Annotated in this window: 22 protein-coding genes; 12 read left to right on the top strand and 10 right to left on the bottom strand. The window is 69.5% G+C overall.

What is annotated here, in order from left to right; genetic code table 11:
* Positions 1-188 precede the first annotated feature (188 nt).
* The 3 genes from ACFXI3_RS25535 to ACFXI3_RS25525 are packed head-to-tail and all read right to left on the bottom strand — an operon-like array spanning position 189 to position 3,279.
* The gene (locus ACFXI3_RS25535) at positions 189-680 is read right to left on the bottom strand and encodes a methylated-DNA--[protein]-cysteine S-methyltransferase (protein WP_378402698.1); all 492 of its coding nucleotides are present in this window, start codon (positions 678-680) and stop codon (positions 189-191) included.
* Positions 677-2,155, bottom strand: coding sequence for an AlkA N-terminal domain-containing protein (locus tag ACFXI3_RS25530; protein ID WP_378402696.1), 1,479 nt, complete (start codon positions 2,153-2,155; stop codon positions 677-679). The genes ACFXI3_RS25535 and ACFXI3_RS25530 overlap by 4 nt, the downstream gene beginning before the upstream one ends.
* A gap of 50 nt (positions 2,156-2,205) precedes the next feature.
* The gene (locus tag ACFXI3_RS25525) at positions 2,206-3,279 is read right to left on the bottom strand and encodes a VanZ family protein (protein WP_378402694.1); all 1,074 of its coding nucleotides are present in this window, start codon (positions 3,277-3,279) and stop codon (positions 2,206-2,208) included.
* Between the two features lie 71 nt (positions 3,280-3,350).
* Between ACFXI3_RS25525 and ACFXI3_RS25520 the strand changes: the two genes are divergently transcribed.
* Positions 3,351-3,770 carry a DUF5709 domain-containing protein gene (locus ACFXI3_RS25520; protein WP_378402693.1) on the top strand — a complete coding sequence of 140 codons (420 nt, stop codon included), beginning with the start codon at positions 3,351-3,353 and terminating at the stop codon, positions 3,768-3,770.
* Positions 3,771-4,084: 314 nt separating this feature from the next.
* On the opposite strand, the gene ACFXI3_RS25515 is transcribed toward ACFXI3_RS25520, so the two are convergent.
* Positions 4,085-4,969 (bottom strand): DUF3800 domain-containing protein, encoded by an 885-nt coding sequence (locus ACFXI3_RS25515; RefSeq protein WP_378402691.1) that lies wholly within the window; start codon positions 4,967-4,969, stop codon positions 4,085-4,087.
* Positions 4,970-5,097: 128 nt separating this feature from the next.
* Between ACFXI3_RS25515 and ACFXI3_RS25510 the strand changes: the two genes are divergently transcribed.
* The 3 genes from ACFXI3_RS25510 (at position 5,098) to ACFXI3_RS25500 (ending at position 7,852) form a co-directional block, all read left to right on the top strand.
* Positions 5,098-5,340 carry a hypothetical protein gene (locus ACFXI3_RS25510; RefSeq protein WP_378402689.1) on the top strand — a complete coding sequence of 81 codons (243 nt, stop codon included), beginning with the start codon at positions 5,098-5,100 and terminating at the stop codon, positions 5,338-5,340.
* 1,265 nt (positions 5,341-6,605) lie between these two features.
* The gene (locus tag ACFXI3_RS25505) at positions 6,606-7,145 is read left to right on the top strand and encodes a sigma-70 family RNA polymerase sigma factor (RefSeq protein ID WP_037810598.1); all 540 of its coding nucleotides are present in this window, start codon (positions 6,606-6,608) and stop codon (positions 7,143-7,145) included.
* Positions 7,142-7,852 (top strand): zf-HC2 domain-containing protein, encoded by a 711-nt coding sequence (locus ACFXI3_RS25500; RefSeq protein WP_344271953.1) that lies wholly within the window; start codon positions 7,142-7,144, stop codon positions 7,850-7,852. Before ACFXI3_RS25505 ends, ACFXI3_RS25500 begins: the two co-directional genes overlap by 4 nt.
* On the opposite strand, the gene ACFXI3_RS25495 is transcribed toward ACFXI3_RS25500, so the two are convergent.
* Entirely contained in the window at positions 7,845-8,528 is a 684-nt protein-coding gene (locus ACFXI3_RS25495) for an alpha/beta hydrolase family protein (RefSeq protein WP_378402688.1), read from the bottom strand. The two genes, ACFXI3_RS25500 and ACFXI3_RS25495, sit on opposite strands and share 8 nt — an antisense overlap.
* 4 nt (positions 8,529-8,532) lie before the next feature.
* Positions 8,533-9,963, bottom strand: coding sequence for an FGGY-family carbohydrate kinase (locus tag ACFXI3_RS25490; protein ID WP_378402686.1), 1,431 nt, complete (start codon positions 9,961-9,963; stop codon positions 8,533-8,535).
* Positions 9,964-9,999: 36 nt separating this feature from the next.
* Here ACFXI3_RS25490 and ACFXI3_RS25485 point away from each other — a divergent pair, with 36 nt between their 5' ends.
* Positions 10,000-10,821, top strand: a complete 822-nt coding sequence (locus tag ACFXI3_RS25485) for a class I SAM-dependent methyltransferase (protein WP_378402684.1) — start codon at positions 10,000-10,002, stop codon at positions 10,819-10,821.
* A gap of 23 nt (positions 10,822-10,844) precedes the next feature.
* Positions 10,845-11,654 carry a class I SAM-dependent methyltransferase gene (locus tag ACFXI3_RS25480; protein ID WP_378402682.1) on the top strand — a complete coding sequence of 270 codons (810 nt, stop codon included), beginning with the start codon at positions 10,845-10,847 and terminating at the stop codon, positions 11,652-11,654.
* Here ACFXI3_RS25480 and ACFXI3_RS25475 read toward each other — a convergent pair.
* From ACFXI3_RS25475 to ACFXI3_RS25465, 3 genes are all read right to left on the bottom strand, one after another.
* Positions 11,626-13,161: an FAD-dependent monooxygenase gene (locus ACFXI3_RS25475; RefSeq protein WP_378402680.1), complete on the bottom strand. Its 1,536-nt coding sequence runs from the start codon at positions 13,159-13,161 to the stop codon at positions 11,626-11,628. The genes ACFXI3_RS25480 and ACFXI3_RS25475 overlap by 29 nt on opposite strands.
* An 18-nt stretch (positions 13,162-13,179) precedes the next feature.
* On the bottom strand, positions 13,180-13,788 hold the full coding sequence (locus ACFXI3_RS25470; protein ID WP_344271971.1) for a TetR family transcriptional regulator: 609 nt from the start codon (positions 13,786-13,788) through the stop codon (positions 13,180-13,182).
* A gap of 117 nt (positions 13,789-13,905) precedes the next feature.
* Positions 13,906-14,082 (bottom strand): CsbD family protein, encoded by a 177-nt coding sequence (locus ACFXI3_RS25465; RefSeq protein ID WP_344271974.1) that lies wholly within the window; start codon positions 14,080-14,082, stop codon positions 13,906-13,908.
* Positions 14,083-14,311: 229 nt separating this feature from the next.
* On the opposite strand from ACFXI3_RS25465, the gene ACFXI3_RS25460 reads away from it, so the two are divergent.
* Positions 14,312-14,521 (top strand): molybdopterin-binding protein, encoded by a 210-nt coding sequence (locus ACFXI3_RS25460; protein ID WP_067580482.1) that lies wholly within the window; start codon positions 14,312-14,314, stop codon positions 14,519-14,521.
* An 18-nt stretch (positions 14,522-14,539) separates the two neighbouring features.
* On the opposite strand, the gene ACFXI3_RS25455 is transcribed toward ACFXI3_RS25460, so the two are convergent.
* On the bottom strand, positions 14,540-15,937 hold the full coding sequence (locus ACFXI3_RS25455) for a PLP-dependent aminotransferase family protein (protein ID WP_378402678.1): 1,398 nt from the start codon (positions 15,935-15,937) through the stop codon (positions 14,540-14,542).
* Positions 15,938-15,983: 46 nt separating this feature from the next.
* Here ACFXI3_RS25455 and ACFXI3_RS25450 point away from each other — a divergent pair, with 46 nt between their 5' ends.
* The 5 genes from ACFXI3_RS25450 (at position 15,984) to ACFXI3_RS25430 (ending at position 21,172) form a co-directional block, all read left to right on the top strand.
* Positions 15,984-16,469, top strand: coding sequence for a carboxymuconolactone decarboxylase family protein (locus ACFXI3_RS25450; protein WP_378402676.1), 486 nt, complete (start codon positions 15,984-15,986; stop codon positions 16,467-16,469).
* Between the two features lie 369 nt (positions 16,470-16,838).
* Entirely contained in the window at positions 16,839-18,032 is a 1,194-nt protein-coding gene (gene wecB / locus ACFXI3_RS25445) for a non-hydrolyzing UDP-N-acetylglucosamine 2-epimerase (protein ID WP_378402674.1), read from the top strand.
* Complete coding sequence (locus tag ACFXI3_RS25440) at positions 18,029-19,711, top strand: DUF2334 domain-containing protein (RefSeq protein WP_378402672.1); 1,683 nt, start codon at positions 18,029-18,031, stop codon at positions 19,709-19,711. Before wecB ends, ACFXI3_RS25440 begins: the two co-directional genes overlap by 4 nt.
* 22 nt (positions 19,712-19,733) lie before the next feature.
* Complete coding sequence (locus ACFXI3_RS25435) at positions 19,734-19,907, top strand: hypothetical protein (RefSeq protein ID WP_344271990.1); 174 nt, start codon at positions 19,734-19,736, stop codon at positions 19,905-19,907.
* On the top strand, positions 19,904-21,172 hold the full coding sequence (locus ACFXI3_RS25430; protein ID WP_378402669.1) for a glycosyltransferase: 1,269 nt from the start codon (positions 19,904-19,906) through the stop codon (positions 21,170-21,172). Before ACFXI3_RS25435 ends, ACFXI3_RS25430 begins: the two co-directional genes overlap by 4 nt.

Here is a 21,172-nt window from a genome sequence, read left to right as displayed (position 1 = left end):
GGGTCACTTCAATCCGTCGGCCTGATCTGAGCCAGTCGGCGAAGCCCGAATCAGCCCGCTCGCCCAGCCTGAGCCACTGCGTCCAGCCCAAGCCGCGTCACTCCAACCCACCCGGCCCAACCTGAAACCAGCCAGCCAAGCCCGAGCCAACCCACCTCAGTCTCAACTCAACCGCCGCCAACCCACGCTCACCCCACAACCAACCGCCCACTCCGCTCCAACTCCAGCAACCTCCGCTTGCACTCCACCCCAGCCGCGTAGCCGGTCAGTGATCCGTCGCTGCCCAGCACCCGGTGGCACGGCACCACGATGCCGATGGGGTTCCGGCCGTTCGCCAGGCCGACCGCGCGGGACGCCGTCGGGCGGCCGATCGATTCCGCCAGTTCTCGGTAGGTCGTCGTCTCGCCGTACGGGATCCGCAGGAGCGCCCGCCACACCGTCTCTTGGAAAGGAGTTCCACTGAAAGCTAACGGAAGGTCGAACTCGACCCGGTCACCAGCGAAGTACTCGTTCAGCTGACGCGTCGCCGCGGAGAACGGGCGGTCGTCGCGGTCGCCGAAGGCGGCGCGTGGCGGGCGGTACTGCTCGTTGCCGATGTACAGGCCGGCCAGGCCGCCGTCGCGGGCCATGAGGGTCAGCGGGCCTTCGGGGCTGTCGATGACGGTGTGCACCACGGTCATGCCGACACCGCGGGAATTCGGTTGATCGGATGGTCGCCGGTCGCCCAGAGATGCTGGACCGCGTACGCGCGCCACGGCTGCCACCGGCTGGCATGTGCGGTCAAAGCGGCTGGACTTGTTGGCAGGCCTAGGGTTTCGGCGGCGATCTTCACTCCCAGGTCGGTCGCGACGAAGGCGTCCGGATCGCCGAGGGCGCGCATGGCGATGCTCTCCACCGTCCACGGGCCGAAACCCGGCAGCGCGGCCAGTTGCGCGCGGGCGTGGACCCAATCGCCGCCTGCGGTGAGGTCGACGTCGCCGGAGACGAGAGCCGACACCAGGCCCAGCAGGGTCGCGCGGCGGGACTTCGGCATCGCCAGCGTTTCCGGGTCCAGGTCCGCCAGCGACTCGGGCGACGGGAACAGGTGCGTCAGACCGCCCTCCCGGTCCTCGATCGGGGTGCCGTGCGCCAGGACCAGACGTGCCGCGTGGGTGCGGGCGGCGGCGGTCGAGACCTGTTGGCCGAGAACGGCTCGTACGGCGAACTCGGCGGCGTCGGTCGTGCGCGGGACGCGCCTGCCCGGGGCGGCGGCGACCAGGGGAGCGAGGGTCGGGTCCGCGGCAAGTTGCTCGTCGACCGCGACTGGGTCGGCGTCCAGGTCGAGCAGCCAGCGGCAGCGGCTGATCGCGGCGGCTAGGTCGCGCAGGTCGGTGAGACTCAGGCGGCACGCGACGTGGTCCGGCTCCGGGCGGAGCGACACCACGCCGTGGCCGTGCGGCAGTCGCAGCGTGCGGCGGTACGCGCCGTCGCGCCATTCCTCGACGCCTGGGACCGCGGTGGCGATCAGGTGCCCGAACAGGTTGTCCGGGCACAGCGGCCGGCGGAACGGGAGCCGTAGCGACAGGACGCCTGGCGACTTGGTCCGCTTGCCGCCACGGACACGCGCACGCAGTTCGCTCGGCGTCAGGGCGAAGATGGCCCGCACGGTTTCGTTGAACGTCCGGATGCTGGAGAACCCGGCCGCGTGCGCGATATCGCTCATCGGCATCGTGGTGGTTTCGATCAGCAGCCGGGCGGTCTCGGCGCGCTGGGCCCGGGCGAGCGCGAGCGGTCCGGCGCCGAGTTCGGCCTGCACCTGGCGTTCGATCTGCCGCACGCTGTACCCCAGCCGCGCGGCGAGGCCCTGCACGCCTTCCCGGTCGACGACCCCGTCGCCGATCAGGCGCATCGCGCGCGCCACGACGTCGGCGCGTTCGTTCCACAGCGGCGAACCGGGTGACGCGTCGGGCCGGCAGCGTTTGCAGGCGCGGAATCCGGCGGCCTGCGCGGCGGCCGCGCTCGGGTAGAAGCGCATGTTCTCGACCTTGGGCGGCACCACCGGACAACTCGGCCGACAGTAGATTCGCGTGGTCAGCACCGCGGTGAAAAACCACCCGTCGAACCGGTCGTCCTTCGACTGCACCGCGCGGATACAGCGTTCAGTGTCCTCGTACACGCCGACCAGTCTGCCCCGCCGCGCGCACGAAACCTCGCGAAAAAACGACATCACCCTGGCGGGGCAACCGGCTCCCGGATCGCGGCCCGCGTGTCGACGACGGACAACCGGCACACCAGCCCGGTCAGGCCCCGATGCCCCCGGGTGAAGATCATGAACACCAGATGCGCCAGCAGCCACAGTGACGTCCACCCGGAGTCCAAGCCGACCAGAATGAAATAGCCGCCCGAACCGATCAGGAACCGGACGATCGACTGCAGTACCGACGGCGGCCGCCCGTCCGCGCGCACGACCGTCAGCATGACCGCACGCTGACCAGGCGTCGCGCCGTTGCCCGCCAGCGGCACGAGCAGCAGCAGAACCGCGGTGGGCACCCAACGGCCGAGGACGTCGTCGATCAGCGTGTTGTTCTGCAGCGTGCCCTTCATGACGTACTGCACCACGAGCGCGATCATGCTCAGCACGACGCCCACCAGCGTGACCGAGATCAGATCGAGCACCATGCCCAGCAGCCGCCGCCGGGCGAGGACGGGACGCGGCTCGTCGGCCGGACGCAGCCGTCCAGACCGGCGCAGCACGGGCGCGAGCAGCGCGCCGACCCCCGCTCCGACGGTGTTCGACAGCAGGTCGCCGGTGTCGAACAGCCGGTATGGGCACTCCATCAGGAACCACACGCCGGTCAGCTGGGTCGTCTCGATGGCGAGCGACACGAAGAACCCGCTGACGATCGAGAACCCGATGCTCCGCCCGAAAAGCCGCCGCAGGAACACGCCCCACGGCACGAAGAACGCGACATTGAACAACACCTGACGCAGCGCCGGATTATCCAGCAACCCGGTGTTGAACTGCTTCATGTCTTCAAGGAACTGAAGCGGATTCCACACCGGATGCCGCAGCGATTCGTGTGCCACGCAGTACGCCGCGTCGACGTTCGGCAGCGGCAGCAGCGTGTAGGTGACCAGCGCGAAGCAGTACACGAGGCACGCCGGCGCGGCGATCGCGCGCAGCAGGCCGAGTTCGCCGCGTTTGCGATAGCTGACCGCCACATACGGCACCACCAAAACGAACGCCAGCCCGAATCCGGCGAATACGGCGATCAGCGTGGGACCGCTCCACTGAGTCATCGTTCCTCCACCCGGCGTGAGCGCACAGGCTAGCGGGCGGCAGTAACCTGGGCACGCGGGAAGGAGGAGCAGTGGACGACGACATCGAAGACAACGCCGACACCGGCGTGCTGGATCCCGAAGACACCCTGGAGGACGGCGACCCCTATGACGAGGGGTATTCGCCGCCGGAACGTCCACTCGCGACCCGCGACTGGGGCACCACCGCCGCCGAGGAAGCCGCCGGGGAAAGCTGGGCGGGCCGCCTGGCCCGCGAACTCCCGGACATCCGCGCGACCGACGGCGACGGCCTCGGCGACACTGACGACACCGACGGCGAACTGGTCGACGACGAGGTCGGCGACTTCCGCGCGGGCCGCCTCGTCGCCTCCAACGCCGGCTTCGGCCCCGACACCGAGGCCGAACTGTATGCCTCGGACATCGGCATCGACGGCGGTGCGGCGTCGGCCGAGGAAGCCGCCGTGCACGTCGTCAATCCGCAGGATTGGTGACTCCTCCGCGGGGGTTGGCAAGCCAGCCGGGAGCTCGTCGCCGACCCTGCGGGATTGGCGATTCCTCTCCTGGATCGGCGAGCCTGCCGGGAGCTTGGCACCGACCCCGAGGGATTGGTGACTCCGCTCCCGGGGAGGCGAGCCTGCCGGGAGCTCGGCACCGACCCCGAGGGATCGGCGACTCCTCTCCCGGGGCGGCTAGCCAGCCGGGAGCTCGTCGCCAATCCTGCGGGATTGGTAACGCCTTTCCCGGGTCGGCAGGCCAGCCGGAAGTCCGTCGACCGCGTTCGGCTGCCATGGCGGTGACGACCGCGCTAGTCCGCCGGATCCCCGATCCAGACTGACGCCGGAAGCACGTACGGCCGCAGCAGTTTGACCAGCTCCGCGTCCCCGTCGCCGTGCAGGGTTTCCTCGGTCAGCCGCCGGGCGACCCCGGCCAGGAAATCGGCGATCTGGACCCGCGGTTCGGACTTCGAGTCGACGAATCGCCACCGCGGCACCGGGTCGAGCAGTTGCGCGAGCCGGGCCGGGGTGAGGGACGGCTGCTCGTCGTGGATGACTTTTTCCGGCCGCCAGAACGCGATCGTGTCGGCGAGGGCGGGCATCAACGGGTCGAGCGGCGGGACGAGGCCCGGGTTGGCGAGCAGGTCGTCCCGCAGGGCGGTCAGTTGCGGGCGGGCCGCGACCAGATCGCCGAGGACGTCCGTCTGGGCGAAGAATTCGTCGGGAGTGGTCGCCGGGAGGCGGCGGTTCGAGGTACGCAACAGTCCGGTGAACGAGCGCAGGAATTCTGTCCAGCGGCCGGGTCCGTGGAGGCGTGGACCGTCTTGGTGGAGGGCACGGGCGCGAGCGTCCGGACGGCGTCGCAGGCATTCCGGGTACGGGGTCTGGTCGACGAGCAAATCGACGATTTTGCCCGCGAGGAACAGCGCCTTGTCGACGAGCAGGACGCTGGCGGCATCGGCGAGAGGTTCGGTGAGCAGCCACTCCAACGCGGCGCGGTTCTTCGCGCGCAGCAGATGGTTGGCTTTGTACTCGAGCGCGGGCGAACCGATGAGTTCCCGCAGCCGCGCAACACATTCCGCGGCGTCCGCCGGTTCCAGCCGGACGGCGGCGTGCGCGAATACCGCGGTGTTCGCGCCGATCAGGTTCACGCCCTCCGAACCGGACTCGTCGCACGCGATCGCCGGCGGCCGCACAAGGCCCGATCCTGCCAGGTCCGCGAGGCGAGGGCGACCCCATTTCTCCAGGGGACCCCTGAGGTGGATTCCCGGATGTGCCGGCGGCCCCGGACGTTTCACCATGAAGGGGACGGAGGGAGCCGGTCATGGTGCTCGTCGAGGAGGACGTACACGCACTGGACGACGTCCGGCGCGGACTGGTGGTGGTCCGCAACGGTTTCGCCGGGACCGCGGAATGCTACCTGTGGTCGGTCGGCGGGCGAGTCCCGCTGTGGGAAACGCAGGCGATGGACCGCCTGCACCGCCGGGGCCTGGTGAGAATCGCCCGCCGCCGGGGAGCCCCGGCGAGCCCGGTGGTGCTGACCGACCTCGGCGCGGCCGCCGCTTGAGTCCTTTGTGGACGGTGGTGCGGGTGCTTGCACGGCAGGTCGGAAGCAGTTGGCTCCGCGGCCTGGGATTCGTGTCGAGCCGCAGTGCCGTGGCGGGTTTATTTCGGCGGACGGGTGATGCCTCGGCGCGGCCTTGAGCCGGGGATTCCGGGCGATGGCAGGCCTTCCTTCCGCGGAAGTTCGCTCGAGGCGGCGCTGGCCGCGGCGATTGCCAGCGGGTTCTAGCGGATGCTTGCCAGGTCTGCAGTCGTCAATACCAAACGTCCCCGGACGGACGCCGCGTTGCGTTCGCCGCGGTTTCCGGGGATGAGACCTCAGGGCCGCGGCGAGGGCCGCTCTGGTGCGATGGCTGCTGGTGGCGGTGCGGCGGTTGGTCGCCGTCCGGGCGAGAGCTGCGCGTGTCGGAATGTCCTGGCGCATGGGGCGGCCCTGGCTCCAACTGGATCAGTCTGGGCATTACGAATCGCCACCGGCGTGCCCCTCCACGCCGTCGGGGCGGAACGGCCCATGGTGCCCCGGTGCCGTTGGTGGGCGGGAGCGGAACGGCCCATGGTGCCCCGGTGCCGTTGGTGGGCGGGAGCGGAACGGCCCAAGGTGCCCCGGAGCCGCCGGGAGGGCGGTGTGCGCAGCGCTCCCGGCGGCTCCAGGGCGGTCGGGCGGCCGGGACGGTGATCCCAGTGCACGGCACCGGCGTGCGCCGACCTGGTGAGCAAGCCTTCCGGCTGGATCAATTTCGAACTTAGCCCAGGTCCGGGGCTCGCAGGCGGTGCGTTCCCCGATCGTGTCGGCGGAACCACGCGGGTGGGCGGGTATCGATCGGGGCAGCGGCGCTCAGCGGGGAAAGCTCGCCGGGCAGGTGCGGTGCCAGGCGGGAGAGCTGCACCGATCGGGGGAGCGAGACGGATAAGGCAGCGGGGCGGGGAAGCGGCACGGATGAGGCGGCGGGGCGGGGAAGCGAGACGGATGAGGCGGCGGGGCGGGGAGGCGACACCGATGAGACAGCGGAGTGGGAAAGGCTGCGGCGCCCAGCGCGGTCGGCGCAGCGGACAGCCACCACATCGAGCGAGAGGCAGCGAGGGCGGGGGACAGCGAGGGCGGGGGACAGCGAGGGCGGAGGACAGCGAAGGCGGGGAACGGCGAGGGCGGGGACGCGGAGTCTCACCCAGCGTTGGAAAGAACAGCAGCAGCACCGGGTCAGCACCGGGTAGGGAGCAACACGCCGCCGGTGCGGGACAATCGGCCTTGAGCGGGAGGATGATCGGGGCATGGCCGGGTTCAGGGCTCGTCATCGGCGGGCGGTTGCGGACGAGGCGCTGGTCCGCGCGCTTTTCGAGGAGCATGGGCGCGCGATGCTCGCCTACGCCACCCGGTTGCTCGGCGACCGCGCGGCGGCGGAGGATGTGGTGCAGGAGGCGCTCGTCCGCGCGTGGCGCAGTCCGGACAGTCTGGTCAACGGGCGCGGGTCGGTGCGCGGCTGGCTGCTCACCGTGGTGCGGAACCTCGTGATCGACCGGTTCCGGGCCAAGGAGGCGCGGCCGCAGGAGGTGGCCGAGTCGCCGTCGGGCGGGCCGGTCGAGCGGGATCATGCCGATCAGGTCGTCGACTCGATGGTGGTGCTCGCCGCGCTCGACGGGCTTTCTCCGGAGCATCGCGAGGTGCTCGAGCAGATGTATCTGCAGGGACGGAGCGTCGCGGAGGCGGCTGAGCGGCTCGGGATTCCTCCGGGCACGGTGAAGTCCCGCTCGTATTACGGGTTGCGGGCGTTGCGGGAAGAGTTCCGGCGAGCGGAAGGAGTGGCCGGATGAACACTGCCGACGAACACGTCGACCTGGCGGGATACCTGTCCGGTCAGCTCGCCTCGGGCGAGCAGCGCGACGTCGAGGCGCATCTGGACGGCTGCGAGCGGTGCCGGGCCGAGGCCGCGTCCCTGCGCGAGGTGCAGAGTTTCCTCGGGGAGTTGCCGCCGGAGGCGTTGCTGGAGGGGCCGCCGGTGGGCGCGGACCTGGTGATGCAGCGGACCGTCGACCGGGTGCGCGCGGAGTCGCGTGCGCAGGCCGGGCGGGGACGCTCGATGGCGATCGTCGCGGCGGTCGTGGTGGCCGCGGTCGCGGTGAGTGTCGGGGTGCTGGTGGGACGCAACTGGTCCGGGCCCGCGGTGGCGGTGCCGACTGCGCCGCCGCCGTCGTCGACCAGCGTGGTTCCTGGCACGAAAGTCATTTCCGGTGCGGACGCCAGCGGGCAGACCCGGCTCACCGCGAGCATCGTGCCGGAGACCGGCTGGGTGCGCGTGGACGGTTCGGTGACCGGCATTCCGGCCGGGCAGAAATGCCTGCTGGTGGTCATCGGCAAGAACGGCCAGCGCCAGGTCGCGGGCGGCTGGATGGTGTCGGAGAGGGCGGCGCGGGACGGCGCGTACCTCTACGGCACGGCGGTCGTCGACCCGGCTCAGGTCGCGGCGGTGGCTATCGAGAACACCGCCGGCCACCGGTTCGTGGAGGCGGACGTCAGCTGAACCGGCGGTCGAGCCATTCCCGGACGGGCTGCCACGGCTCGTCCCCGGGGTCGATCAGCCGGAAGTGGTCGACGCCGGGAAGCTCGACGTAATCCACGTCGTCGCCGGCCGCCTTCGCCGCGGCCACGTAGTCGCGGCTGTGCGCCACCGGGACCCGGACGTCGGCGTCGCCTTGAACGACCAGCTGCGGGCAGCCGATCGGGACCTGCCGGATCGGGGAGGCCGCGGCGTCGTCGCCGGTCAGGAACAGTCCGGCGGCCCCTTCGCCCAATTCCTCGGCCCGCGCGCGGGGGACGTCGGTGATCGGGGCCAGTGCGACGACACCGGCGAGCGAACCCCCGGTCAACAGCGCCAAGTGCCCGCCCGCGGAGTGTCCGATCGCGACGGTCGGAAGCGCGGCGGGGCGTTCGACGGCGGCGATCGCGGCCAGCACGTCGTCCAGGGTTTGCGGCCAGCCGCCGGTGTCGCCGTCGATGCGCCGGTACTCGACGTTCGCCACGTACCAGCCCGCGGCGACGAGGTCGGCTGCCATCGGGTCGAGCTGGTGCAGGTCGTGCCGGGCGCGCCACCATCCGCCGTGCAGCAGGACGGCGGTGCCCCGCCCGCCCGGAGTCCCGTGGAGTTCGACGAACTGGCTGGGCTCGCTGCCGTAGCGGAGGGTTTCCATGCTGGCCATTAGATCACCATCGGGCCAGCCGTTCGTGCACTCTCGCGAGCCCTTCGTGTGCCGCGCGATACGCCTCGTACAGGCCGGTCAGGTCCGTCGAGGGGGCGAAGGTTCGCTCAACGGCGACGGTCGCGGCTGCGGCGGTTTCGACGTCCGGATACTGGCCCGCGCCGACGGCGCCGAGCAGGGCCGCTCCGAGGGCAGCGCTGTCGTGCACCCGGAGGCGTTCGACGGGGCGGGACAGGACGTCCGCGTGGAGCTGGGTCCAGAGGTCGCTCCGTGCGCCGCCGCCGGAGAACGTCACCGACGGAAGACGTTCGCCGCAAGCTTCTTCGACGGTTTCCAGTACGTGCCGTGCGGAGAACGCGACGCCGGTCAGCACGGCTCGCGACAGGTCCGCGGTGCTCGTGGACGAGGTCAGGCCGAGGAAACTGCCGCGCAGGTCTGGATCCCACAGCGGCGCGCGTTCGCCTTGCAAATGCGGGAGGAACACCACGCCGGGCTGGCCGTCCGCGGCGGAGGCGAACACCTCCGGCACGGACAGCCCGGACACCCGGCTCCACCAGCGAACGGCGTCGCCGGCGGCTTGGGTCGGTCCGGCGTGGACGACGACGTCGCCGCGCGGTGGGAAGGTGACCAGCCCTCGGACTGATTCGTTCCGGTGCGAGGCGGCTGCGACGACCAACGACGTCCCGCAGGTGACCATCGCACGGCCGGGTTCTGTGGTGCGGGTGCCGAAAACCGCGCCGAACGCGTCCATGGTTCCGACGACAACCGGTGCGTCGCCCAGTACGGCAGCGTGGCCGAGGGGTTCCTCTGGAGCGAGCAGTTCCGGCAGCCGCACGCCGAGCCCGTCGACGAGCGCGACTGCTTCGGGCAGGTAACCGGAAGCGCCCGCGATGCGTACGCCGGACAGCAGGTCGGTCGCGACCCTTCCGGTGAGCCGGGCACCGATGAAGTCCTTGGGGCTCATCATCCATCGCGCGCGGGACCACAGCTCCGGTTGTTCGCGCGCGAACCACGCGGCCCGCGCGCCCGCGAACGACGCATCGAGCACGATCGGCCCACCCCAGATGCGTTTTTTGTCGTCGTCAGTGAAGCGGGCGTCGAGTTCCGCGGCGATCTCCGCGCAGCGCTGGTCCTGCCAGATCACCGCCGGGGCGAGCGGCCGCAGGTCTTGGCCGACGAGGAGATGGGTGTTGACCTGGCTGACGATTCCGGCCGCGCGCACCGAACCGGCGGGAAGTCCGGAAAGGACGGTGTGCAGCGCGGTTTCCGTTGCGTGCCACCAGTTTTCCGGATCTTGTTCGGCCCAGCCGGGACGCGGCCGCGCGATCGGATAGGGCACCGAATGCGCCGCGAGTTCCCGGCCGTCCGCCGTGAACGCGGCGACTTTCACCGCGGTCGTGCCGACGTCGATGCCGAGCAGAGCTTCTTCGTCCATGCCACAGGGGTACCAGGAATTCGCTACCGTCGGTGCATGACCTCTGCCGCGGAGAATTACCTGCGCGAGTACCACGATCGCAAACCGGACGCGATGTCCGCGCTGATCGAGTCCGGCCGGGTGACCGGGGACGGCCGCACGAGTTACGAGGTGCTGGCCGATCGTGTCGCGCCCGCGCGCCGGGTGCTCGATCTCGGCTGCGGCGACGGCGCGCTGCTGGCCGTTTTCGCCCGTGGCGGTGCGGAAAAGCTCGCCGGCGTTGACCTTTCTTCCGGCCAGCTCGCGCTTGCCCGGCAACGGCCCGAGCTGGCCGGTGCGGAGCTGTGCCACGGGCGGGCGCAGGAGCTGCCGTTCGCGGACGACAGCTTCGACGCGGTCGTGTCGCACATGGCCTTCATGCTCATGGACAACCCCGAGGAGGTCGCCGCCGAGATCGCGCGGGTGCTGGCTCCGCGCGGAACGTTCGCGGTGGTCGTCGGCGGTCCCGAATCGACCGGCGCGACTCCGGTGTTCCTGGAATTGGCCCGGCCGTTGTTCCGCGAGGTGCCGGAGGAACGACGGGCCACCTACACCGCCGAGCGGCGCACGTCGAACCGCGAGGGGATCGACGAGGTGCTCGCTCCGGCCGGATTCGCGCCGGTTTCCTGGGAACCGTACGAGATCGACCTGACCGCCGCGCCGGATGAGGTGTGGACGTTGTGCTGCGAGTCGTATTACTCGACCGACACCCTCGATGACGCTCAGTTGTCTCGGCTGCGCGCGGCCTTTCTCGCCGAAACCGAGCAGCTGCGCACCGCCGACGGACGGCTTCCGGCGGGGCTTTGCGTCAACCTGGCCAAAACCGAGCTGCTGAAGTGACCGTTCGCGCTACCGTCACGGGCATGATGACGCCCGCCGAAGAGTTCCTGCGCGACTATCACGACCGGAACCCGGCAGCTGCGTCCGAACTGGCCGATCGGGGCCGCGTCGACGGACGCTCGGTGTACGAGGCGTTCGCCGACCACGTGGGCCAGCCGGGCAGCGTGCTCGACCTCGGCTGCGGGGACGGCGCGCTGCTGGCCGTGCTCGCCGGTCGCGGTACCGAAAAGCTCGCTGGCATCGACCTTTCCGCCAAGCAGCTGGACGTCGCCCGCGGCCGGGCCGGGCTCGCCGACGCGGATCTGCGGCCCGGCCGCGCGCAGGAGCTGCCTTTCGAGGACGACGGCTACGACGCGGTCGTGTCGCACATGGCGTTGATGCTCATGTCCGACGTCGAGAAGGTGATCGCCGAGACCGCCCGGGTGCTGCGGCCCGGCGGCGCCTTCGTGATCGGTGTCGGCGGCGGCGGGACCGACGCGCTGGAGGTGTTCCTGAAGGTCGCCCGGCCGCTCTTCGCGGTGGTCGCCGAGGACCGGCAGATCCCGACCTCCGGCGACCCGCGCAGCCGCACCCGCGAAGGTCTCGACGCGCTGCTCGGCCCGGCCGGGTTCGCGCCGGTCGAATGGCACCAGCTGCTGGTGGACCTGTCCGGCCCGCCGGATTCGGTCTGGCAGACCTGCCACGACACCTACTACCAGGTCGACGCCCTCGACGAGACGCAGCTGATGGGGCTGCGGACCGCGTTCAAGGTGGCGTCCCGGTCGCTGGTGGCCCCGGACGGCACGCTGCCGGCCGGGGCGCTCATCAACGTGGCGACGACACGGCTGACCTGACCGGTGCGCCGAACCACTGTGCGAGAGCGGTTCGGAGCGCCTCGACGTCTGGTTCGGCGTCGGTGGAGGACCAGGCGACGTAACCGTCCGGGCGGATGAGCAGGGCCGTTGGTGCGTCGCCGGTGGCCGCGGTGGACACGGTGGTCACGCGGTCGTGCCACGGTGCGGCCACGTCGGCGAGCACGGCGCCAGGGGTCAGGTCGAGCAGCACCGGCCGTGCGGCCTGGTAGGCGGCGGTCAGCGGAGCTGGGTCGGCGAGCGCCAGGTCGGGAGCCCACCGGCCGGTGCTCGGGTCGGTGCCGTAGTGGATGTCGGCCCCGGACATCAGGTCGGCGACGTGCTGCCGCGTATCCGGAAAGGCCAGCAGTTCGGCGAAGAATTCGCGCAGCGCGGTGACTTCCGGCCCGGGCGCGACGAGCGCGCTCTGCGCCTGGGTGTGCATCACGACGCGCTCGCTCACCGGACGGCGTTCGCCTTCGTAGCTGTCGAGCAGCCCCGGCGGAGCCCAGCCTTGGACCTCCGCGGCGAGCTTCCACCCGAGGTTCGCCGCGTCCTGCAGGCCGAGGTTCAGGCCCGGCCCGCCGATCGACGAGTGCACGTGGGCCGCGTCGCCGACCAGCAGGACCCGGCCTCGCCGGTAGGTCTCGGCGATCCTGGTGTTGCCGCCGGTCAGCCTGCGCAGCAGGAACGGGCCGGCACCGGACGGAGGTTCGAGCGGCAGATCGACGCCGAGCACGCGCCGCACACTCGCGCGCAGTTCTTCCATGGTCAGCGGATCGTCCTCGGCGAAGTCGGCGGCACCGCCTCGTTCGCTGGTCGACACGGCCGGGTTCGCCGGGTCGAACGGCGCGAACACGAACACCCCGGTTTCCGTCCGGTGGTGCAGGAACGGCGGGAGGACGCCGGTCTCCAGCCTCAGGCCGCCGGTCGCGGGGTCGACGAACGACTGCGGGATCCGGACATTCGCGCTGCGGGACACCGATTCGTCCCAGGTGACGCCGGGGAAGTCGATTCCGGCGAGCTTGCGCACGGTGCTGCGTCCGCCGTCCGCGCCGACGAGGTAGTCCGCGGCGATTTCGTAGGACCCGTCCGGTCCTTGAACTCGCACGGTCACCGAGTTCTCGTCCTGGGCGAAGCCGGTGATTTCGTGGCCGCGGCGGAGTTCGGCGCCGAGCCCGAGGATGTGCTCGATGAGGATCTGCTCGAGTTCGTGCTGCGGTTTCGGCAGGAGGTACATCGGGTTTCGGGGCAGATCGGCGAATTCGATCGGGAAAGCGCCGAAGACGAACCGTGGCGCGGGTGCCGGTCGAGGGCTGCCGGTGAGCTTCTCGAACAGCCCGCGCCGGTGCAGCAGCGGCACGACCTGGCCGACGAGACCGTTGGCACGGCGCACCCCGTCGGGTTCGGCGAGCCGCTCCAGGACCACGGGGCGGACTCCGGCAAGGCAGAGTTCTGCGGCGAGCATCAGGCCGTTCGGCCCGGCGCCCGCGATGACGACGGCGGACATGGGGATCTCCTTGCGGGATCAGGGAAGCACCTCGGCGAGGGTGTCGAACGCCTGGTGCACGATGGTGGACAGCTCTGCGGGCGGGTCGGTGCGCAGCCATTCCTGGATGACTGCGCGCAGCACGCCGCCGGCGGTGGTGGCGATGATCTGGACGCGGAGATCGTGGACATCCGCGCCGAGGCGTTCCGCGATCGCTTCGGCCAGTGATTCTTCGGCCGCGACATTGGCTTTGAGAAATTCGCCCGCCAGCGCGGGTTCCGCGATCATGACCCGGACTCCTGCGGTCCACTGTGGATCGGAGGTGCCGCCGGAAGCGGTGCCGCGGTCGTCGTCGAGCTGCGCCAGCGAGGCTTCCCGCAGCGCGGTCCACAGCGGTTCCGCCGCCGGGCGCGCGCGGAGGTGATCGGCGATCCCGCGAGCCCGGTCCTGGTGGCGCGCGACGATCGCTTCGGCTTTGCTGGAGAAGTAATTGTTGACTGTGCGCGGCGAAACTCCCGCCGCACGGGCGATTTCCTCGATGGTCACGTTGGACAGACCGCGCTCGACTGTGAGCCGGACTGCCGCCCAGGAGATGTCGACCCGGGTCTCTTGGCGGCGGCGGTCTCGCAGGTTCGGTCGCTCGGTCATGTGACCACCATAGCGCGCTGCTTGCGTGGCGCGCAATGTTTGCGTGTTGTGCAAGTTCGAGGGCGAAGAAGAAGCCCGGGGCGAGATGCCCCGGGCTTCTCGGCGACGCGCGTCCGGTCAGTCCTTGGTGCTCTTGAACGCGTCCTTCACCTTCTCGGCGGCCTGCTTGAGGTTGCCCTTGCCCTGCTCTGCCTTGCCTTCGGCCTGCCACTGCTCATTGTCCGTGGCGTTGCCGATCGCTTCCTTGGCGCGACCCTTAAGTTCTTCGGCCTTGTTTTCGGCTTTGTCGTTCACTGTGGGTCCTCCCTTTCTCGTCCCTCGCGCTTCGGCTACCCGCTCTCCGGCGCGGCAAACTCGCGAAAACGCGGAATCGGCGCGTACCCGGTCCGCGGGCAGCACCTGCGGACACGGTCGAGTGACTGCCTCCGCACCTGCTGCGGGCGGTCGGGGACGGCGGCAGCGAATCGGGAGATTTCCCTTTACTGTGGCCGTGTTCTGTTCAGCTTCGAAGGAGTTTCACGCCATGCGTCTGTCCACTCGCAACCAACTCACCGGCACTGTGTCCGCGGTCCAGCCCGGTGCGGTCATGACCGTGGTCACAGTCCAGCTCGACGGCGGGCAGTCTGTCGTCGCCTCGATCACCAAAGACGCCGCCGAGGAGCTTGAACTCGAGGTCGGCAAGCCGGTGACCGCGCTGGTGAAGTCGACCGAGGTCATGCTCGGCGTCGAGTGAGCGAGGTCGAGTGAGTGATTAGGGCAGCACCCGGCACAACGCGGCCAGCGCACCCGACCATGCGCTCGCCGACGGCGTGCTGAAACCGATTACCAGCGCGTCGCGGTCCGCGGGCGCGTCGGGATGCCGGAACGCGCCGATTCCGTGCATGGCCAGCCCCTGCCACGCGGACCCTTGCACCACGGCGTCTTCCTCTCCGGAGGGGACGTCCACGAGCACCTGCAATCCGGCGGACAGCCCGGTCACCCGCGTGTTCGGGGCGTGCTCGGCCAGCGCCGCGACGAGTTGGTCGCGCCGGCGGCGGTAGTGCAGCCGCATCGCGCGGATGTGCCGGTCGTAGCTTCCCGACGTGAGGAACTCGGCCATCGTGAGCTGGTCGAGCACGCCGGAGTGCGGGTCGCGCTCGCCCTTGATCTCGGCGGCGGCCCTGGCGATCCGCGGCGGCAGCACCATCCAGCCGAGCCGAAGTCCCGGTGCGAGCGCTTTGCTGGTGGTGCCAAGGTAAATCACGTGTTCCGGGTCGAGCCCCTGCATCGCGCCGACCGGGCTGCGGTCGTAGCGGAACTCGCCGTCGTAGTCGTCCTCCAGCACCAAGCCGCCGGTCCGGCGCGCCCAGTCCACTACTGCGGCGCGGCGGTCCGGATGCAGCGCGACGCCGGTGGGGAACTGGTGCGACGGCGTCAGCAGCACTGCGCCGACGTCGGGCAGGTCGTTGAGGCGTTCGACCATCGCGCCGTCGGCGTCCACCGGCAGCTGCGGGGTGTTCAGGCCGACCTTGGCGAGATGCGCGCGATGCACCTGCAGGCCGTACGACTCCACGGCGACCGCCGGCGTTTCTCGCTGCTTCAGTACTTCGGCGAGGACGATGAGACTGTGCGACGTACCCGTGCAGATCATGATCTGGTCCGGGTGCGCGCGTACGCCGCGAGTGCGGGCGAGGTACTCGGCCAGGGCTTCGCGCAGCTCCGGGCGGCCGTACGGACCGCCGTAGCCGAACGCGTCGTCTGGCGCGACGGCCAGTGCGCGGCGTGCGGCCTTGATCCAGTCTGCGCGAGGGAATGCGGACAGATCCGGCTGTCCGGGGCGTAGGTCGTGCACGATCCGGTGTCGCGACGCGGGCTTCGGCACAGTCGGCGCGGGCGCGATCTCGGCGCGCGGGGCAACCCGGGTTGCGGCGCCTTGGCGCGCGGTGAGCCAGCCTTCGGCGACGAGTTCCGCATACGCTTGCGCCACGGTGTTCCGGGCGATGCCGAGATCCGCGCCGAGCGTGCGGCTGGACGGCAGTTTCGCACCCGGGGCGAGGCGTCCGGTGCGGATGGCGTCGCGCAGGGCCTCCATCAGGCCGTCGCGCAGGCGAGGCCCGCGCAGGTCGAGGTGGAGGTCTTCACTCAGCGAACTGGCCCACTCCGCGCGCACGGAAATGGACCATAACAGAGTGCCAATCGCTCGTAGAGTCGAAACCATGACCATGACAGAACGACTTCCGGTGGAACCGCCCCGCCTCAAGATGGCGGAGCTGGCGCCCGAGGCCTACAAGGCGATGATCCGTCTCGACGCCGCGACCCGGCACGGCCTCGACCCCGCGCTGCGGCAGCTGGTGCTGATCCGCGCGTCGCAGCTCAACCACTGCGCCTTCTGCATCGACATGCACTCGAAGGACGCGTTGGCCGCCGGCGAATCGACCGAGCGCATCATCCAGCTCCCGGCGTGGCAGGAGTCGAAGCACTTCTACACGGCGAAGGAGGTCGCCGCGTTCGAGTTGACCGAAGCGGTCACTGTGCTCACCGACGGCTTTGTGCCGGACGAGGTCTTCGCCCGCGCGGCCGAGCACTTCGAGGAGGCCGAGCTGGCTCAGCTGATCGCGACGATCACGGTGATCAACGCGTGGAACCGGTTCGCCGTCACGACGCGGATGGTGCCCGGCGAATACGTGCCAGGGAAACACTGACCTGGTGGTCTGGACCACTATGTGAGCAGGATCGCGGGCGGCCATACCGCCGGTTTGACCGCGGAATGGAAAAAGGGGCATCCGGGTTTCGGGTGCCCTTTTCCGCGACTGGTGACTTAACCGATCCAGTGTAATTACCGAGTGTGCTCGAAGCGCCTGGTGCATCCGGGTTCGGCTAAGTAAGCAGCTGCTTAAAACCGAGGTTGACCGTGGTTTGGTGCCTTACTGACGGCTTGTGACGGCGACTACTGACGGTGAGTTTGACCCTCGAGGGTGAGGTCTATTCCGGATGCCGCAGTTAGCGTGGTCGGCGCGATCCAGGGGTTCTTTCCCGGCTCGTGTCCGCTCTCGCTGAAATGGAGTTCCGTGATGACCCGGGGTGACGCACCGGTGGTCTGGCTGATTGCCGGAACCCGGCCGGAGGCGATCAAAATGGCGCCGGTCGTGCAGGAGATGCGCCGGTCCGGACGGCTGGAGCCGGTGCTCGTCGCGACCGGGCAGCATCCCGAACTGGTCGACCAGGTGCTCGCGGCGTTCTCGCTGTCCCCGGACCTGCGGCTCACGCTGAACCGGGTCGACGGCGGTCAGCCCGAGTTGTTCTCGCAGCTCGTCACCGGCCTGGACGAGCTCGCCGCGCAACGGCCGCCCGCGGCGGTGCTCGTGCAGGGCGACACGACGTCCACTGTGGCCGGTGCGCTGGTCGCGTTCTGGCGCAAGATTCCCGTGGTGCACTTGGAAGCCGGGCTGCGCTCCTTCGATCTGCAGTCGCCGTTCCCGGAGGAGCTGAATCGGCGGCTGGTCACGCAGACCGCGAGCCTGCACCTGGCCCCGACGCCGGCGGCCGCGCGGAACCTGCGTGCCGAAAGCGTCGACGACAGCGTTCTGCTGGTCACTGGAAACACTGTGGTGGACGCGATTTCCCGGGTTACTGACCGGCCAGTGTCCTTTGCCGACAGTGCGGTCGCCGATGTGGTCGAGTCGGCGACGCGCGGCGAGTGCCGGCTGGTTCTGGTCACTGCGCATCGCCGGGAGTCCTGGGGCGAGCCGCTGACTCGCATTCTGTCCGCTGTGGACACTCTGCTCGCGCGCCATCCGGACGTTCGCGTGCTGCTGCCGATGCATCCGAACCCGGCGGTGCAGGAGGCAGTCACTTCGGCGCTCGCCGGGAACCCGCGCGTGGTGCTTACTCCGGCGCTGCCGTATGAGCAGACCGCGGCGGCGATCGCGGCGAGTTCGCTCGTGTTGTCCGATTCCGGTGGCATTCAAGAGGAAGCGCCGACCTTCAAGGTTCCGGTGCTGGTGCTGCGGGACACGACGGAAAGGATGGAAGCGGTCGACGCTGGTTGCGCGATGCTCGTCGGCACGGACGCCGAGCTCATTGTGGACACCGCGTCGAGGCTGTTGACCGATCCGGTGCAGCGCGCGGCGATGAACGCGCGCACCAATCCGTTCGGTGACGGCCGGGCCGCTGAGCGCACTGAGCAGGCGGTGGCCTGGTTGCTCGGCCTGACTGTTGAAGCGCCGGAGCCGTTCGTTCCGGATTTGGCCGAGGTTGTGCAGTGAAACAACGATTCCCGGCATGGTTGCGGCTCGGGATCATTGTCGTCGCGGTGGTCAGTTTGGTCGGCGGGATCGTCGTGGTGGTCTCGGACCACGGCTCCGGCTCGGAAGCGGCTTCGCCGATTGAACCGGTTCTGCGGCAACCGAAAATCGGTCTGGCCGGTCCTGGCGGGCGTGACGACCGGCGTACCTTGGTGCTGTTCGACGACGGGCGACGGTTGCGGCCCAGTCCGCCCGCGACGCAGGTCGCGGAGGAGGCGCAGGCCAACGCGATCCAGACGGCGAACCTGGTTTCCCGTTCCACCGCTTGGCGAATGCGGCCCGCCGCCGACTATCAGCGCGGTGAGCTGAACGAGTACCAGGCGGTCGTTTACGTCGGGACGGTTTACGACGCACAGTTGCCGCCCGCGTTGCTGGACGACGTGAGCCGGACCCGGCTGCCGGTGGTGTGGATCGGCAGCAACATCTGGCAGCTGTTCGACCACGCGCCGACACTCGCCGGGAAGTGGGGTTGGACGTGGGCACCGTTCCGAGAGGACAAGATCACGACGGTGTCCTACCGGGACACTGACCTGCGGCGCGATCCCAACGCGGGGGTCGATGTCGTGGGAGTCCGCGTGACGTCGGCGAAGGCAAAGGTGCTGGCGCAGGCGAAGTCCGCGGACGGCGCGACGTCGCCGTGGGCGGTCCACAGTGGATCGTTTACGTACCTTGCCGAAGTTCCGTATTCGTATGTTGGCGCGGGCGATCGTTACTTGGCTGCTGCGGACATTCTGCTCGGCGTGCTCTCGCCGGACGCTCCGGAACGCCGACGTGCGCTGGTACGGATCGAGGACATCGGCCCGCGGACGCCACCTGCCGAAGTTCGGGCGATCACCGACTATCTCAGCGGGCGCGGCGTACCGTTCTCGCTGGCGGTGTATCCGTACTACGCGGATCCGCGCGGGGAAGCGAACGGCGGCAAGCCGACGTTCGCGAGGCTGGTGGACAGTCCGGAACTCGTTGCGGCGCTGCGGGATGCCGTCGCGCGAGGCGGGACCTTGGTCATGCACGGCTACAGTCACCAGTACGGCGACACGGACAACCCGTACTCGGGAACCAGTGCTGCGGACTACGAGTTCTATCGCGCGACCGTTGACCACAAGGACAATGTGCGGCTCAGCGGACCGGTTCCGGAAGACTCGCCAGAATGGTTCCGCAGTCGCATCGCGACCGGGCTCGCCGAGTTCGACCGAGTCGGACTGCCGCGGCCGGACGCGTTCGAGTTCCCGCACTACGGCGGGTCCACTGTGGACTATCAGGAGGCGGGCCGGATCTTCCCGATGCGGTACGACCGGGGCAGCTACTACGCCGGACAGTGCGACGGCGGCCAATGTGGACTGACGGACGTGTCCTATCGCGAGGTCTACGGCCAGTTCTTCCCGTATCCGGTCCGCGATGTCTACGGGACTGTCGTGGTGCCGGAGAACGTCGGCAACGTCGCTCCGGCCAAGTTCAACCAGCATGCCGCGCGCACTGCCGACGACATCCTGGCCGACGCGAAAACCCATCGCGTGGTGACCGACAGCGTCGTCAGTTTCTACTATCACCCGTTTCTCGGCATCGGCGACCTTCGGAAGGTGGTCGAGGGCATCGAGGGGCTCGGCTATCGCTTCGTGTCGCCCGCTGCCGTTGCTGCTTGAGTTTCTTCTGGAAGGAAAAGAAATGTCTGTCACCCGGGTCGCTCCCGCGGTCGTGTCCGCTGCCGCGATCGGTGTCGCGCCGTTCCACGGGGTGCTGTGGTTTGTCTTGTCCGTGGCTGGCTTCGTCGCGATGGCGTTCACGGTTCGCTCGGTTCGCCTGCGTGCCAACGGGTCTCGGGGCCGGCACGCGGCATGACGCAGCCGTGGTGGTTCGTGCTGCTGTTGTGCTGGTGGCCGGCGCACAACCTGGTGCTGGCGGCCTTTGCCTGGCGCGCGCCGCGACCTGCTTCGGAGCGCTCGTCCAGGCCGTTGCTGTTCTGGATTGTCATTCCGGCGCTGAACGAAGAACGCGTCATCGCCAACACGGTGCGGAATGCGTTGCGGCTGGGCACTCCCGAAACTCCGGTGCGAGTGCTCGTCATTGATGACGGGTCCGACGACGGTACGCCGGAGATCCTCGCGGGCATTGCTGACGAACGGCTGCATGTGCTGCGGCGTGACTTGCCGCAGGCTCGGCAGGGCAAAGGCGAGGCGCTCAACGCGGGTTACCGGTACATCGACGGCATTGCCGAACGGGAGGGCACTGTTTCGCAGACCGTTGTGGGCATCATCGACGGTGACGGGCGCGGCAGCGCCGGGCTGCTCACGGAGGTGGCGGCGATGCTGCGGAGCCGAGGCGTCGGCGCGGTGCAGTGCCGGGTGCGAATCCACAATAGACACCGATTGCTGGCATTGTTGCAGGACTTGGAGTTCGGCGCGATCGCGGATGCTTCGCAGTCGTTGCGGGATGTGCTCGGCAGCGTCGGGATGGGTGGCAATGGGCAGTTCACGCGATTGTCGGTGCTGCGGAGGTTCGGGCCGTCGCCGTGGAGCGACTGCCTGGTCGAGGATCTTGAGCTGGGTCTTCGGCTGCATCTGGCCGGGGTGCGGATCCGGTACACGCAGCGGGCTTGGGTGACTCAGCAGGGGCTGGAGGACGTGCGTCGCCTGCTGCGTCAGCGGACCCGCTGGGCACAGGGAAACCTCCAGTGCTCCCGGCATTTGCGCAGTCTCGCGACCTCGCGATTCATCGCCGGGACTGGGTTGTTCGACTTCCTCGTCTGTCTCGTGGTGCCTTGGCTGACTGTTCCGCTGTCGTTGCTGGCGGCGGCGCTGCTGGTCATCGTTCCGGTGGCGTTGCTGACCGGGAACTCGTTCGGCGGTTTGGTCGCGGAGACCGGGAATCTGGCGCAAGCGGTGGCGTTGTGGCTGGCTGCGTTGCTGTTGCCGGGGATCATGTGGGCGATCGTCTACTTTGTCCGGTTGCGCGACGAACCACTGCCTCGGGCGTTGCTGGCCGGGCTGTGTTATCCGGCGTTCCTGTTGCTCGGCGTGCTGGCGACGTGGCGAGCGGTGTTCCGGATCGTCTTGAAGCGGAATGTGTGGGCGAAAACGGAAAGGCTGGCAGAGTTGCCAGCCTGA

This window comes from Amycolatopsis sp. NPDC059235, assembly GCF_042754125.1.
Taxonomy (GTDB): Bacteria; Actinomycetota; Actinomycetes; order Mycobacteriales; family Pseudonocardiaceae; genus Amycolatopsis; species Amycolatopsis albidoflava.
This window is presented reverse-complemented; position numbering and strand designations above follow the sequence as displayed.